Here is a 15205-nt window from a genome sequence, read left to right on the forward strand (position 1 = left end):
CTATTAACGCCTTCTGTCAACAGCCTAAAATAAAATTCCTGTTTTGTAGGTTTATCACTTTTCTGCATGATTAATCTGACGTAAAGTTTCGTTATTCTCCCCTGATAAAAAGCCTGTCTGAATAAAATAGGGATTTCCCGTTACAAGGAGTAACGCAGATGACGATGGCCCGTTTCCCGCAGACTATCTTCTCCACGCAGCGCCCGTTCGACGATTACGGCACCGATGATATGCGTTGCGGCGACATCACCGAATCACGGCTGAAAGACGAGTTTGCCCTCAGCACCATTTCTAATGTCGTTGACCCTTACACGCTGACACGACTGACGGCCTTCAATAACCCGCAATCGCGCTTTGCCGGCGTCTATGGCGATAAAAGGGCGGGGAAAGTCAGTGTCGAGGAGTGTGCCAGGCTGTTGTTTGATGAACTTCAGATCACATCGCTGCCTTTTTCCGTTTATGGCCCCTATAGAAATCTGATCAATCAAATGTTCAGCCATATGCAAACGGCGAACGGCGCACCGTTCCGAGATTTGCAGCTGGACAGGGGATATCGCGAGCAGATCCTTAATGATGATTCCGATGACAGTACCCGATTAGAAATAACAGCCGTAATAAACAAATATGTGAATTATGTTGATAAAGGATTCCCGCAGTCAAAGATAGCTTATCTCTCTGATCAGGTAGGCAAGAAGATATTACCTAAATTCAACTCATTGGTAATGGATAAAATTAATGGGTTAAGTATTACTGTGCATGATATCCATGCGACACGAATTGATATAAAAAGCCTCAAGGTCAACCGTGGTGAGTGGCGAGCACAACTCATCTATACTGCTCAGGACCATTTTGGTCTTGACGTTGAAGACATTCATAAACAGAAATTTCATCAATTCCATTTCTTCAGGATCTGGTTCGTTTTACAGAGATTTAACCGGTTTGGATTCAGTCCATTTATGACAAATATGGAAGCCACTATCGAAATACAAGGGAACAGGTAATGAAAAGACTGTTAATCATATTGGCCGTGTTGGTGTTTATGGCATCAGGAGTCTATTTTTATTTAAATAGCCGGGAAGTCAAGGTCATTGATGTCCATCTTACACCGTATTCGGCGGTGATAATTGTAAATCATCTACCCATATCCACTTCGACCAGTATTGAATGGTGGTTGAAAAATAAATCCGCTATTTACTCAAAGTATAAAATACTCCCCAGCAATGCCGGTGGGCCAGAATCTATAACATTCTTTGCTTTTGGTGAGGGGTATCAGGAATTAGGCCGAGAGGACCGGCTATGTTTCGCTGATATGGAGCCACCTAAAAACTGCATCGATAAAGGCATTCTCATGCAGGTCAGTCGCACCCGAGATGGCGACACGCAGTTCAGACGCCACGGAAATACTTATCTTATGACGCAAGATGGAAAAATCACCGAAGTCAGCAAGGATTAGCTTTTGGACATCAGTAAGCCAAAATTTCATCAGTTGCAGTTTTTGAGGATCGGGTTTGTCCTGCAACGTTTTAATCCATTTGGCTTTCGTCCTTTTCTTACAAACATGGAAGCGATAATAGATATTGAGGGGGGGAGGAAATGAAAAAATTACTGATTATATTCGTTTTAGTGTCTTTCATTACTGGTGGGTCATATTTGTATCTTAACTTTCGGGGCGTTAAGGTTATAGATGCACATCATGATCAATACACCGCACAAATTCTGGTTAATCATTTACCTTTATCAACATCAACCAGTATTGATTGGTGGGTGAAAAATCAAGCAGAAATATTATCAAAATATAAAATTTTGCCAAAAGACTCCGGAGGGCCTGCCTTTTTATCAGTTTTTTCTTTTGGTAAGGGTTATCAGGATGATGGCTACAAAGACAGGGAAGACAGGTTATGCTTCGCTGATATGAAACCCCCTAAAAACTGCATCGATAAAGATATTTTGATGCTTATTAATCGCACCCGATATGGCGACACGCAGTTCAGACGCCACGGGAATGCGTATCTTATGACGCAGGATGGAAAAATCATCGAAGTCAGCAAGGATTAGCTCAGAAGAGGGTTCAGGGAATGAGTAATTTGTTTATCAAGGTCGACAACATAAATGGCGAATCTCAGGACGCTGACCACAAGGGCTGGACCGATATCCACTCTTACAGCTGGGGCGTAAACCGGGTTCAGGCCGGTAAGGGAGGCGCCAACCATCTCAATCTGATTGCCCAGGCCTCAATGGATAAATCCACCCCGGCGATGTTTTTGCACGCCTCGAATGGCCATAAAATTAGCAAAGTACAGCTCTCGGCCTGCAAGGCTGGCGGTACCGCACTGGAATATTATCGCATCACGCTGGAGAACGTTTTTATTGCCGGCGTTTCATTCAGTGACGGCGGCGACGACGCCCGAATGCAATATGCTTTTCAGGCCGAGACGGTAAAAGTGCAGTACTGGGAACAGAGTGCCTCCGGCGGTAAAGGCGCCGAAGCCAGGTCGGGCTGGGATATCAAAAATAATACCTCGGCTTTCTGAACAAGAGGAGAAACCTTCCCGGCAGACGTGATGGAGGCCATGGCCAGTTCTCCACTCTTCGATCTGTTCCCAGACGGAGGGTGGGCAGTTGTGTTTGATGGCTACGTAAGAGGTGTTTATTGATGCGCAGGGGCCTTCAACGATGAAGGTCCGCTATGAGCGAGGAGCGGACATAGCCAGACTTAGTATCTGATAAACCCTCGCAACCTTTTTTACGAAAGTTAGTTAGATTCTGGTTAACTCCAAGTTTGCAGCCAATTATTATTTAAGCGAAGCGGTAGTGATCTAAATGGGGGGAGGTGGATGTGCGCTATCTATACGTATAAAGTTTGGAGAAGGGAGCAAAAGGCTAGATGCACAGAGGGCCACTCTATGTGAGTGGCCCTCTGTACTCTGAAATTATTCAGAAAATATGGCTCCATCTAGCCCCATAGACCCGCCGATTGTCGGATAAGTGAGTTAATGCTAGTGTGCTTACAGGGATAAGAATAAGGAAATGTGCATAGAATGCAAGTTATAAATTTACCTTCATACTTGGAGTGCCTTTCTGAAGCACGTATGCAGTCATACAGAGCGTTCTTTTTTACAGCGGGTTCGCCTCCCGCCGATGATCAGCTCGTGGCGCTGTATCACTGGAACAGTGAGCTAGCAGAGATGCTATGGAAACTGATCTCACTGATTGAAATAGCACTCAGAAACAAGGTTCATACTGTGCTGAGTAATGAACACTTTCAGACCGCCAAAAACATGGTGGCCAATGGTTCTGATAAGAAGCAGTTTACTACGAATAAAGTTTCGACGCAGACACATGGGAAAAAACAATCTTGCAACTGGTATCACGCAGTTAATTTTAGCGGAGAGCCACTATCGCTGATCACTTCAATCACGCATAAAAACATGCGCGGAAAATACGTCGCGCGCAAGCATCCAAAAAGCCCTGATGACGTAGTTTCTGGGTTAACATTTGGTTTCTGGCGGTATATTTTCTCAAATCTGGATAAGGCGTGAGAAGATCATAAGAATATCATTACAAAATCCTTTCCTTACGCCCCTTTCAGCAACACAGCGGTTACAACTCGGATTGAATTTAAACTGGATTGTCGACTTGATATGATCCACTCAATACGTAACCGGATATCTCATCATGAACCGTTATGGAAAATGGGGCATATGCTGGAGGAAGTCATTTCTCCACGCTCCGGATTTCCTAAAAACAGAAACATAGTAAAGACAAAGCCTAAAAACATAAAAGAATGCTGTGACCATCTTAAAGAATATCATAACCAAATGATTGATTTTTTATCATGGATTGATCGAGATTTGGCCGCAAGCTATAAATCGTCATGGTGGCATGACCGGATGGTATTCATCTGTTCGATGCAGGACGTAGGCAGCGTTATAAACTCATCTCCTGTAGCAACTGAGGTTTCATATAAAATGTTAAAGAGAAATATCCGCGCAATCGCCTTCCGGGATAAATCAAAAATTATCTCTAAAGGAAGCAAGCGTTCTCTTATTATACCGCTTAGATAATTTACCTGGAAATTAATAGTGATGTCAGATAATAAAACATGCGTGGCCTGTATAAAGAACATGGGGCTAAAGTGGATAGCCGAAGGGTTAGCCTCAGACCGTGAGCATAATTTTGAAGCATGTGGACATACAAGTAAATATCTGAATGCTAAAGGTGTGGAGGAGTTGGCTTATGCATTCTTTGTGGTAGGATCTATTCCCCCTTCCCTAGGTGGTAGGGCTCCTATATATAACATAAAAACAAATTGAATCAACGAGTTAATGTTTGAGTCAGAACTGGATTCAGACATAGTATTGCTGAGTCAGTATAAGCCCTTACGTCTTTATCATTACGGACCTCCATTACATAAAATCGGCGCAACTACACATTATCAAGATTTAGTATTTAATAATGTCACAGGTTCAGAACGTCAAAAAATATGGGCTGATGTAATCAGCGCCTGCGAAACGATATTTCTGGATGTCAATACACGGATTTTTAGAGCCAGAAATGGTGAGGAACTCCCGCCAGCACTGACAAAAGAGTTTGACTCAAATCCGATGCCAAAAGAAGGTCGATATAATCGGAATGGTGAGCATATCTTTTATGGATCGTTTGAGGTTGAAACGTGTCTGCATGAAGTACGTGTCAAACTCAGTGACTGGATTGCAGTGGCCACTTTCAAGGTAGGCATAGAGCTGAAACTACTCGACCTTACCCGTGTAACTGACCCGCCGGGAACAGAATTCGAAAGTATAAGTATCTTCATTAACAAGCTAGTTTTCAGCGATAAAAATGAATACCCCTTATGTCAGGAACTTTCTGATGAGATCCGGTCGCGAGGATATGATGGTTTCATCATTTCGAGCTATTTTAAGCAAGCTCATAAAAAAGACCTGAAAAATGTTGTTCTTTTTGATAAACCCGCGGAGGCCGGTAAGCTATACCTCGAATCAACTAATAAAGTTAACCTTGAGAGCATTGCATATGATTATTCATTCGGCCCTATGAAGGATAATAAACGGGTGGATATGGACGCTCTACGTCTATGGTCTGAGGAATTTAAGAGTCAGTGGAAGCTTCTTGAGGAAAACCAACTGGATTTTGATCAGTTTGGTAAGTTCATTGAAAATCACTGGAAAGGATTAGGTGACGTTCTTAAGTGAACAGGGCTGAAATAAACCGTATTTCATTGCCTGTTCATCCCGGAGAAACAGTGCCCTCTGTAACCGATCGGTCAGCAGGTTATTACAAATTTTTTCTGCGCCCTGCTGCGTGGCCGCCTTCTCTTTGATGCAGCGCAATCATAGATCCACATGGCCTTTGAGGATACTTTTAACCCGCTATATCCATTCCGGTATCTGTAGCTAAGCTGATCTACTCCTTGTTATTTCTCACAAAACACTTTTCAGCAATGTCTGCTTTTGGCACTTAGCTGCCATTCCCCTCAATAACTTTTCCGCCCACTCACGCTTTCCCCACCCACAAGCTGGCTCCATCCGGTCAGCGTCCTCCGATTTCTCACCGCAAAGGTTGTTGAACAATCGCCGTCCGGCTACCCTCTGGTACGCACTAACGCTGGAACTGAGGACGGCATGACGGACATGAAGGAAAAGATTGGCTGGATAGATAATTTGCGCGCGGTGGCCTGTCTGATGGTGATTATGATCCATACCACCACCTGGTATGTGACCAACAGTACGGCCATCGGCGAGCACACCTGGGATGTTTCCAACCTGCTGAATTCCGCCTCGCGCGTGTGCGTGCCGCTTTTCTTTATGATTTCGGGTTATCTGTTCTTCGGTGAACGCAGCGCACAGGGGCGGCATTTCCTGCGCATCGTGCTCTGTCTGGCCTTTTACAGCCTGGTGGCGCTGGCCTATATCACCTGGCTGACGCCAATCAATCAGGGGATTTCCATCAAGCACCTGCTGCAAAAGCCGGTGTTCTACCATCTGTGGTTCTTCTTCGCGATTATCCCGATCTACCTGCTTTCCCCGCTGATCCAGGTGAAAGCCGTGCGCGCGGGTTATCTGGCGATTGTGACGCTGGTGCTGGCGGTGCTGGCCAACCCGAATACCGTCGATCAGTCGGTCGGACCGTTCCACTGGCTGCCGCTCAATCTGTATCTCAGCGGGGACAGTTTTTACTACGTGCTGTACGCGCTGTTTGGCCGGGCGATTGGCATGATGGACACCAACCGACGCGGCGTCAGCTGGCTGGCGGGTGTGGTGTTTATTGCCAGCGTGGCAGGGATTGCGATGGGGACCAAAAAGCAGATGGCGATCAACGGTGCCTTTGCCGACACCTGGTATCTCTACTGCGGGCCGGTGGTGTTTATTGCGGCGGTGAGCCTGCTGGTGCTGTTTAAAAACTGCCTCAATCAGCGACCGCTGCCGTTTCTGGCGCTGATCTCGCGCCATTCACTGCCGATTTATGGCTTCCACGCGCTGTTTATCCATTTTATGCGCACCCATCATCTGGATCACACCAACCACCCCTTTATCGATATCCCGCTGGTGTTTAGCCTTACGCTGGTAGGCAGTTTGCTGCTGGCGATGGGCCTGCGACGTATCGATAAGACCCATCTGGTGAGTTAGTGGTAGCCCATCACTGACAGCAGATGCTGGGCCTGTTGCACCGCATCCTGACGATGCGCAATGCCCATTTTCTGGTACAGATTGCGGATATGGGTTTTGATGGTGGTGGCCGCCACCGCCAGTTCTCCGGCGATTTGCTCGTTGCTGTAGCCGGAGTAAATCAGCCCCAGCACCTGCCATTCGCGTTGGGTTAACGGGCTGGTGCGGATCAATTCCGGCACCTGCGGATGGGTCAGCAGCTTGTTAACGAAGCTTTCATCGAAGTGGGCGAACTTGTGACGATGGTGCTGATTCAGCTCGCGCAGAATTTGCTGCGCCCGCCGCTGTTCCAGTTCCGGCAGCAGGTTCAGCTGCAGCAGCTGCCTTAACTGTTGCGCCATCATCTCGCCTTCAATCACAAAGTGGCTGATAAAGCCGGTGCGGTTCGCCAGCCCCAATGCTTCAATCAGCACCCGCTGCGCTTCGCTTTTACGCCCGGTGTGCCAGTACAGCAGGTTACTTAACAGCAGGTTGCGGTTCAGATCGCTGAGCAGGCGCAGCTGGCGGGCGTTGCTGTTCAGCTCGTCCAGCACCACTTCAGCCTCGTTAAACTGTTCCAGCATAATCTGCACGCGGGCGATGGTGCGCCACTGGCCCTGCTGGAAATGGTTATCCGCCACGCCGGGTTTACGCGTCTGTTGCAACCACTGCCGCGCCGCCGGTTTATTGGCGGTGATCTGCCAGTAAATTACGCGGATTTTATCGGTGTTGGTCAGCCAGTCGATATGGTATTTGCCGTTTTTCAACAGGGTTTCGCAGCGTTGCAGATAGTGGTGGGCATTATCCAGCTGGCCGCGCGCCAGCGCGCATTTCGCCAGCATCGCCAGACACTGCAACTGCTGTTGCGGCTGGAAGTTGGTCAGCACCGTCAGCCCCTGACGGGCAGCGGCTTCGGCATCATCCACTCGCGACCACGACCACAGCACCTGGGAACGCAGGCGCAGCAGGAATTCGTGCATCGGCAGCTGCTCAAGATGCTGTTCGCGCACCAGCTCAAACGCGCGGTCCTGCATCTCAAAAGCGGCCTGCAAAAAGCCCTGTGCAATCAGGATTTCACTCTGTTGCAGCAGCGCCCACAGCGCGTAATGGTAGACCTGATAACGTCGGGCAATCTGCTCGGTCTGCTGCATCAGCGGCAGGGCGCGGGCCAGATCGCCTTTGCAGTGCTGAATTTCGCCGGTGACCGAGGTGGCGACAATCCGGCTGTAATAGCTGTCGTGCGGTAAAAAGCGCAGGGCTTCGGTCGCCAGCTGTCCGGCTTCTTCCTGACGACCGTCGTTAATCGCCACCTGCGCCCGCAGGGCATCGAATTCCGCAGTTAAATCGGGCGCCATCGCGATATCGCGCAGCTGCATTTCCCTTTCCGCGCGGGACAGCAGCGCCTCGACTTCCGCATAGCGGTGCTGGCTCTGGGCCAGCCAGGCCTGTAGCAGCACCAGCTTCGGATTGAGGATCATCTGGTCATACGGCAGCGCGTTCAGACACTCTTCCAGCAACGCCAGCTCGCTTTGATTAAACAGCGCCCAGGCATGTTGCAGCATGATATCGCGCAGCATGGTGGTGTCCTGCGCGCCCAGCGCGTGGTGGATAGCTTCGGCCGGGAAGCCCAGCGCCAGCCAGCCTTCCGCAGCGGCACGGTGGATGGCCGGGATCGCCGACGCCAGCTCCCACTGACAGCGCTGACGCAGAAAAGTGGCGAACAGCGGATGGAAGTTAAACCACTCGCCGGTGTCATCCATACGGTGAATAAACAGTCCCTGGCTTTCCAGCGCTTCCAGCCGTTGCTGACCGTTTTCTCCGCCCATCAGACGGACGATCAGCGCATCGTTCATCGACCGCAGCAACGAGCAGCGCAGCAGGAAATCGCGGGTCGGCGCATCGACGCGATCCAGCACTTCCTCCACCAGATAGTGCGACAGGTGGCTGGCGTTAACCCCGGCGAGTTTACGGGCCGATTGCTGCGTCGACTGCTGCGCCGGGGTGGTTGACTGGCGGGCAGACAGGGCGATCAGCTGCAACGCCGTGGCCCAGCCAGCAACGTCATCACACAGGCGGTTACTGTCGGCCTGCTCAATCGGTTCTTTCAGGCGGCAGTCGAAAAACTGCTGCGTTTCAGGATGGGTAAACGCCAGCTGGGTGGAATTGAGTTCCAGCAGCTGATCGCGCACGCGCAGGTTGGCAATGCCTAACGGCGGCAGGGTGCGTGAGAGGATCAGCAGCGAGACATTTTCCGGCTGATGGCGCAGGAAAAAGCGCATGCCTTCGTGGATCGCCGTGTTGGAAATCAGATGGTAGTCATCAATCACCAGCATCAGCGGCTGATCCCAGTCGGAAAGCTCGACAAACAGCTGCGCAAACAGCGCCGGCAGGCTGGCGTACTGATGCTTCTGGCTTAACGCTTCGCTCTTGGCGCAGTGGCCGCCCGTCGCATGTTGAATGGCGGCGATCAGGTAACTGACAAAGCGTTCAGGCTGATTATCGCTTTCATCCAGCGAGTACCAGCCGAGGGTATTTTTGCCGGACGCCCAGTGCGCCATCAGCGTGGTTTTGCCGTAACCCGCCGGGCTGGTCACCAGCGTCAGGCGGTAATTTTGTGCAGCGGAAAGTCTCGTCAATAAACGCTCGCGCACCACCGTATTTTGCAACCGCACCGGGCGGCTCAGTTTCGAAGGGATAAGCATAATGAGTATCTTTTGCCGGAGGTCAGAGGACAGTTTCCCCTTCTCTAACTGCGACAAAGCCGTGTTTGGGGGCTTCAGCGTAAGTTTTGTGGGGGGATTTAATTATTTTAGTGTGCGTAATTAATCAGTTTTCCTTAAGGTCTGCCTGGAACGTATTGATTGCAAGAACGTTACTGATTTTTGTTTCGTTTAGTCGCACTTCGTCACATTTTTAAAAATCAGATTTTCCACGCGCATCTCCTTGGCTGACTCCCGGCCGACTACGCCCCTTTTCTCCTCCCTCGCTAATCCCTGTCGGGAGGATGTTGTGCGGTGGGTGAACCTTCAGCATGGGAAAAATTTACCCGATGTGAGGAAAGGTGATGCAGGTTCAGTTTGATAAATCGGTGTTTCAGGCGGCGTTAACACGTCAGTGGCAGCGCTTTGGTTTACATCAGGCGCAGGAAATGACGCCCCACCAGTGGTGGCAGGCAACCAGCGCGGCGCTGTCGGAACAGCTGAATGCCAGCCCGCTGCCCCCGGCCACTAAACAGCCGCAGCGGCACGTGAACTATATCTCGATGGAGTTTCTGATTGGCCGCCTGACCGCCAACAACCTGATTAACCTCGGCTGGATGGAGGCGGTGCAGGAAGTGCTTAAAGAACAGGGCGTTGAGCTGGCGGACGTGCTGGAGCAGGAGGTCGATCCGGCGTTGGGCAACGGCGGTTTGGGGCGGCTGGCAGCCTGTTTCCTCGACTCGATGGCCAGCGTGGGCCAGCCTGCTACCGGCTACGGGCTGAACTACCAGTATGGCCTGTTTCGTCAGTCGTTCCGCGACGGCGAACAGCAGGAAGCGCCGGATAACTGGCACCGCGAAAGCTATCCGTGGTTCTGCCACAACAGCGCGCTGTCGGTGGATGTTGGCTTTGGCGGCATGCTGCTGAAACAGGATGACGGACGCGAACACTGGATGCCGGAATTCTCCCTGCGTGGGGAAGCCTGGGACCTGCCGGTGGTGGGTTATCAGAATGGCGTCACCCAGCCGTTGCGCCTGTGGCAAGCGGGTGCGGTGCAGCCTTTTGATCTGGGCCGGTTTAACGACGGGGAATTCCTCAAGGCAGAAAAACAGGGCGTTGAGGCAGAAAAGCTGACCAAAGTGCTGTATCCGAACGATCACCATCAGGCCGGTAAACGTCTGCGCCTGATGCAGCAATATTTCCAGTGCGCCTGTTCGGTGGCCGATATTCTGCGCCGCCACCATTTCCTCGGTCGCAAAATTGAGGATTTACCGCGCTTTGAGGTGATCCAGCTTAACGACACCCATCCGACCATCGCCATTCCGGAACTGCTGCGCATTCTGCTGGACGAGCACCAGCTTGAGTGGGACGCCGCGTGGACCATTGTCAGCCAGACGTTTGCCTATACCAACCATACGCTGATGCCGGAAGCGCTGGAGTGCTGGGATGAGAAGCTGGTCCGCAGCCTGCTGCCGCGCCACTTCTCGCTGATTAAGCAGATCAATGCCCGTTTTAAAAAGGTGGTAGAGCAGCACTGGCCGGGCGACAAACACGTGTGGGAAAAGCTCTCCATCCACCAGAACAAGCAGGTGCGCATGGCGAACCTGTGTGTGGTCAGCGGCTTTGCGGTCAACGGCGTCGCCGCGCTGCATTCCGATTTGGTGGTCAAGGATCTGTTCCCGGAATATCACCAGCTGTGGCCGCAGAAATTCCATAACGTCACCAACGGCATCACGCCGCGCCGCTGGCTGAAGCAGTGTAATCCGGCGCTGGCCGCGCTGATCGACAGCAAGCTGAACGTCGAATGGCTGACCGATCTCGATGCGCTGAAGGGGCTGGAAGCCTTTGCCGATGACCGCGCGTTCCAGCAGGCCTATCAGAACATTAAGCAGGAAAACAAACGCCGTCTTGCCCACTATGTTCAGCACACGATGGGCATCACCCTCAATCCGGAGGCGATTTTCGATGTGCAGATCAAACGTCTGCACGAGTACAAACGCCAGCACCTTAACCTGCTGCATATTCTGTCGCTGTATCGCCAGCTGCGGGATAACCCGGAAAGGGACTGCGTGCCGCGCGTGTTCCTGTTTGGCGCCAAGGCCGCGCCGGGCTATTACCTGGCGAAAAATATCATCCACGCCATCAATAAGGTGGCGGAAAAAATCAATAACGACCCGCTGGTTCGCGACCGTCTGAAGGTGGTGTTTATCCCGGACTACAAGGTGTCGGTGGCGGAATTGATGATCCCGGCGGCGGATGTCTCAGAGCAGATTTCGACCGCGGGTAAAGAGGCCTCCGGCACCGGCAATATGAAGCTGGCGCTGAACGGCGCGCTGACCGTTGGCACCCTCGACGGCGCCAACGTGGAGATTGCTGAACAGGTCGGCGATGAGCATATCTTTATCTTCGGCAAGACGGTTGATGAGGTGAAAGCGCTGCTGAGCGCGGGTTACGATCCGCTGAAGCTGCGTAGGCAGGATAAGCACCTGAACAGCCTGCTGAAAGAGCTGGAAAACGGCTTCTTTAGCGGCGGTGATAAAACCGCGTTTAAACCGCTGCTGGACAGCCTGCTGTCGGGCGGCGACCCGTACCTGGTGCTGGCGGACTTTGCCGATTACTGCGCCGCCCAGCAACGGGTGGAGGTGCTGTACCGCGACGCCACACAGTGGACGCGCAGTGCCATTCTGAACACCGCCCGCGTCGGGATGTTCAGTTCCGACCGATCGATCCGCGACTATCAACAGCGGATCTGGCAGGCGAAGCGCTGAGGAGCCCCGATGGAAAATAATGCACTTGAGCAGGCGGCCAGAGAGGCGGGCATTGCCTCCGGCTTTATTAACGCCCATGGCAAGCCTCAGGCGATTGCGGCTGAAACTAAACGCGACCTGCTGCAGGCGATGGGCTGGAACAACGATCGGCGGCCGCCGGCCAGGCCGGTGCCCACCGTCAGGGTGTTTACCGGAGGCGAGCGGTTTGCCCTGCCGGTTAACGGCGACGGCGATTTTAGCTGGCACTTCCGTCAGGAGAGCGGCAGCGAGCAGCAGGGCAGGGTTAACGGGCGCATGACGCTGGCGCTGCCGGAGCCGATCGCGGCGGGCTATCACCGCTTGACGCTCACCCAGGGCACGCAGAGCTGGGAGTGCCGGGTGATTGTCGCCCCGAAACGCTGCTTCGAACCGGAGCCGCTGCTGGCGGGGAAAAAGCTGTGGGGCGCCTGCGTGCAGCTGTATACGCTACGCTCGGAGAGCAACTGGGGCATCGGCGATTTTGGCGATCTTGGGACGCTGTTAAGTCAGGTCGCCTCACGCGGCGGTGCGTTTGTCGGCCTCAACCCGATCCACGCGCTCTGTCCCGGCGATCCGGAAGCGGCCAGCCCGTACAGTCCTTCGTCCCGCCGCTGGCTGAATATTATTTATATCGACGTCGCCGCGGTGCCCGATTTTCAGCACAGCGAGGCCGCGCAGCAGTGGTGGCAGGCGGCGGATACCCAGCATGCGCTGCAGGCGGTGCGCGCCACCGACTGGGTGGATTACAGCGCGGTGATGGCGCTTAAGCTGAAGGGGCTGCGTCTGGCCTACCCGCAATTTATGGCGCGCAGGGCGGATGATGCGCAGCGCCAGGCGTTTGCCCGCTTTGTGAAGCAGGGGGGCGAAAGCCTGTGGTTACAGGCGGCCTATGACGCGCTGTATGTCCATCTGGAGAAAGAAACCGGCAGGGCACAGGGCTGGAACGCCTGGCCGGACGCTTACCGCAACGCGCGCGGTCCGGTGGTGCGGGCGTTTTGCGAGCAGCAGGCGCCGGAGGTGGAGTTTTACCTGTGGCTACAGTGGCTGGCCGAAACGCAGATTGAACGCTGTTATCAGCTCAGCCAGCAGGCCGCGATGCCGATTGGCTTATACCGCGATCTGGCGGTAGGCGTGGTGGAAGGCGGCGCGGAAACCTGGGGCGACGGCGAGCTGTACTGCCTGAAAGCCTCGGTCGGCGCGCCGCCGGATATCCTCGGTCCGCAGGGGCAAAACTGGGATTTGCGGCCGATGGATCCCTGGGCGATGGTCAACCGGGGCTATCAGCCGTTTATCGATCTGCTGCGATCCAATATGATCCACTGTGGCGCGCTGCGGATCGATCATGTGATGGCGCTGCTGCGTTTGTGGTGGATCCCGGCGGGTGAAACCGCCGATAAGGGGGCCTACGTGCAGTACCCGGTTGACGATCTGCTGGCGATTCTGGCACTGGAAAGCCAGCGCCACCGCTGCATGGTGATTGGCGAAGACCTGGGCACGGTGCCGGTGGAGATTGTCAGCAAGCTGCGTGAAGGCGGCGTTTATTCCTATAAAGTGCTCTACTTTGAGCGTGATGCGGAGAACAGCTTCCGCGCGCCGCAGTCCTATCCGGTGCAGGCGATGGCGACGCTGACCACCCACGATTTACCGACGCTGCGCAGCTACTGGCAGGCGGACGACTTAACGCTGGGCAAAACGCTGGGGTTGTACACCGATGACGCGGTGCTGGAGACGCTGTACGCCGACCGGGCGAAGGCCCGTCAGGGCCTGCTGGATGGCCTGCATCACTATGGCTGCGTGCCGGTGAAAACCGCGCAGCGGGCCGCCCAGCTAACGCCCGCCATCCGCCGTGGCCTGCAACGCTATGTGGCAGACAGCGCCAGCGCGCTGTTGGGGCTGCAACCGGAAGACTGGCTGGATATGGCCGCGCCGGTTAACGTGCCGGGCACCAGCGATCAGTATCCGAACTGGCGACGTAAGCTGTCGCATACGCTGGAGGCGATGTTTGCCGATGCCGACGTGAACAGCCTGATTCAGGATCTGGATAAACGCCGCAGGAAAGTGTCGGTCATCTGACCGGCAACAGGCATAAAAAAGGGTGGCCTTGAAGGCCACCCAGGACACAGGACTAGCTGTAATAACCGTATTACAGGTAAAAAATCTTATCCCTTCACCCCTCCCGCCGTCAGCCCACCCACCAACCAGCGTTGCGCGATCAGGAACACCGCAGTGATCGGGATGGCCGATAAGATGGCCGCCGCTGCGAAATCACCCCACAGGTAGTTTTGCGGGTTCAGGTACTGCTGCATGCCCACCGCCAGCGTGTAGCTGTTGACGTCACGCAGCAGCAGCGACGCCACCGGCACTTCGGTAATGGCGGCAATAAACGACAGAATAAACACCACCGCCAGAATCGGCACCGACAGCGGCAGCAGCACCAGGCGGAACGCCTGCCACGGCGAGGCGCCGTCCAGCGACGCCGCTTCTTCCAGCGAGTTATCGATGGTTTCGAAGTAGCCTTTGATGGTCCAGACGTGTAGCGCGATGCCGCCCATATAGGCAAAAATCACCCCGCCGTGGGTGTTCAGCCCGAGGAAGGGCACGTACACGCCTAAGCGGTCAAACAAGGCGTACAGGGCGACCAGCGACAGCACCGCCGGGAACATCTGGAAAATCAGCATCCCCTTCAGCAGCGAACTTTTGCCGCGAAACTTCATGCGGGCAAAGGCGTAGGCGCAGGTGGTGGATAGCGTCACAATACCGGCGGCGGTGATCACCGCAATCTTGATCGAATTCCATAACCACAGCATCACCGGGAACGGCGGCGGGGTGACGCTGCCGTCGCTGTTGGTGACGGCGATCCCCAGCGCCAGCTTCCAGTGATCCCAGGAAACGGTCTCCGGGATCAGGCTGCCGGTAGCAAAGTTGCCGGGCCGCAGCGAGATGGCAAACACCATCAGCAGCGGAAACAGGATCAGCGCAACAAAGCTCAGTAATAACAGGTGCGTCACCAGCAGCCTGAGCCGCTGAGACTTTGGTTTAACCATGGCCATAACCGCTC

Annotated in this window: 12 protein-coding genes and 1 pseudogene; 11 read left to right on the forward strand and 2 right to left on the reverse strand. The window is 53.6% G+C overall.

Annotated features, from left to right (window positions below):
* Window positions 1-158 precede the first annotated feature (158 nt).
* The 9 genes and pseudogenes from AC1UKS_RS00540 (at window position 159) to AC1UKS_RS00580 (ending at window position 6644) form a co-directional block, all read left to right on the forward strand.
* Window positions 159-1001, forward strand: a complete 843-nt coding sequence (locus AC1UKS_RS00540) for a DUF3289 family protein (RefSeq protein ID WP_482435307.1) — start codon at window positions 159-161, stop codon at window positions 999-1001.
* Complete coding sequence (locus tag AC1UKS_RS00545; protein WP_482435309.1) at window positions 1001-1453, forward strand: DUF943 family protein; 453 nt, start codon at window positions 1001-1003, stop codon at window positions 1451-1453. Before AC1UKS_RS00540 ends, AC1UKS_RS00545 begins: the two co-directional genes overlap by 1 nt.
* Window positions 1454-1459: 6 nt before the next feature.
* Window positions 1460-1597: pseudogene (locus tag AC1UKS_RS00550) on the forward strand (DUF3289 family protein); the annotation flags it as partial.
* A complete protein-coding gene (locus tag AC1UKS_RS00555; RefSeq protein ID WP_482435310.1) occupies window positions 1594-2055 on the forward strand; it encodes a DUF943 family protein in 462 nt (153 codons plus the stop codon). The pseudogene AC1UKS_RS00550 and the gene AC1UKS_RS00555, both read left to right, overlap by 4 nt.
* Before the next feature lie 20 nt (window positions 2056-2075).
* On the forward strand, window positions 2076-2531 hold the full coding sequence (locus tag AC1UKS_RS00560) for an Hcp family type VI secretion system effector (RefSeq protein WP_482435311.1): 456 nt from the start codon (window positions 2076-2078) through the stop codon (window positions 2529-2531).
* 507 nt (window positions 2532-3038) lie between these two features.
* Window positions 3039-3539 carry an Abi family protein gene (locus tag AC1UKS_RS00565; RefSeq protein WP_482435313.1) on the forward strand — a complete coding sequence of 167 codons (501 nt, stop codon included), beginning with the start codon at window positions 3039-3041 and terminating at the stop codon, window positions 3537-3539.
* A gap of 162 nt (window positions 3540-3701) precedes the next feature.
* Window positions 3702-4064 carry a hypothetical protein gene (locus tag AC1UKS_RS00570; protein ID WP_482435314.1) on the forward strand — a complete coding sequence of 121 codons (363 nt, stop codon included), beginning with the start codon at window positions 3702-3704 and terminating at the stop codon, window positions 4062-4064.
* Between the two features lie 261 nt (window positions 4065-4325).
* Complete coding sequence (locus AC1UKS_RS00575; protein WP_482435315.1) at window positions 4326-5210, forward strand: RES family NAD+ phosphorylase; 885 nt, start codon at window positions 4326-4328, stop codon at window positions 5208-5210.
* A gap of 438 nt (window positions 5211-5648) precedes the next feature.
* On the forward strand, window positions 5649-6644 hold the full coding sequence (locus AC1UKS_RS00580; protein WP_482436852.1) for an acyltransferase: 996 nt from the start codon (window positions 5649-5651) through the stop codon (window positions 6642-6644).
* On the opposite strand, the gene malT is transcribed toward AC1UKS_RS00580, so the two are convergent.
* On the reverse strand, window positions 6641-9364 hold the full coding sequence (gene malT / locus AC1UKS_RS00585) for an HTH-type transcriptional regulator MalT (RefSeq protein WP_482435316.1): 2724 nt from the start codon (window positions 9362-9364) through the stop codon (window positions 6641-6643). The two genes, AC1UKS_RS00580 and malT, sit on opposite strands and share 4 nt — an antisense overlap.
* A 362-nt stretch (window positions 9365-9726) precedes the next feature.
* On the opposite strand from malT, the gene malP reads away from it, so the two are divergent.
* Window positions 9727-12129 (forward strand): maltodextrin phosphorylase, encoded by a 2403-nt coding sequence (gene malP, locus AC1UKS_RS00590; protein WP_482435317.1) that lies wholly within the window; start codon window positions 9727-9729, stop codon window positions 12127-12129.
* A 9-nt stretch (window positions 12130-12138) separates the two neighbouring features.
* A complete protein-coding gene (malQ, locus tag AC1UKS_RS00595) occupies window positions 12139-14220 on the forward strand; it encodes a 4-alpha-glucanotransferase (protein WP_482435318.1) in 2082 nt (693 codons plus the stop codon).
* 86 nt (window positions 14221-14306) lie between these two features.
* On the opposite strand, the gene malG is transcribed toward malQ, so the two are convergent.
* On the reverse strand, window positions 14307-15197 hold the full coding sequence (malG, locus tag AC1UKS_RS00600) for a maltose ABC transporter permease MalG (protein ID WP_013204471.1): 891 nt from the start codon (window positions 15195-15197) through the stop codon (window positions 14307-14309).
* Window positions 15198-15205: the final 8 nt, after the last annotated feature.

It is taken from the genome of Erwinia sp. AK-PDG3-5 (genome assembly GCF_056821705.1).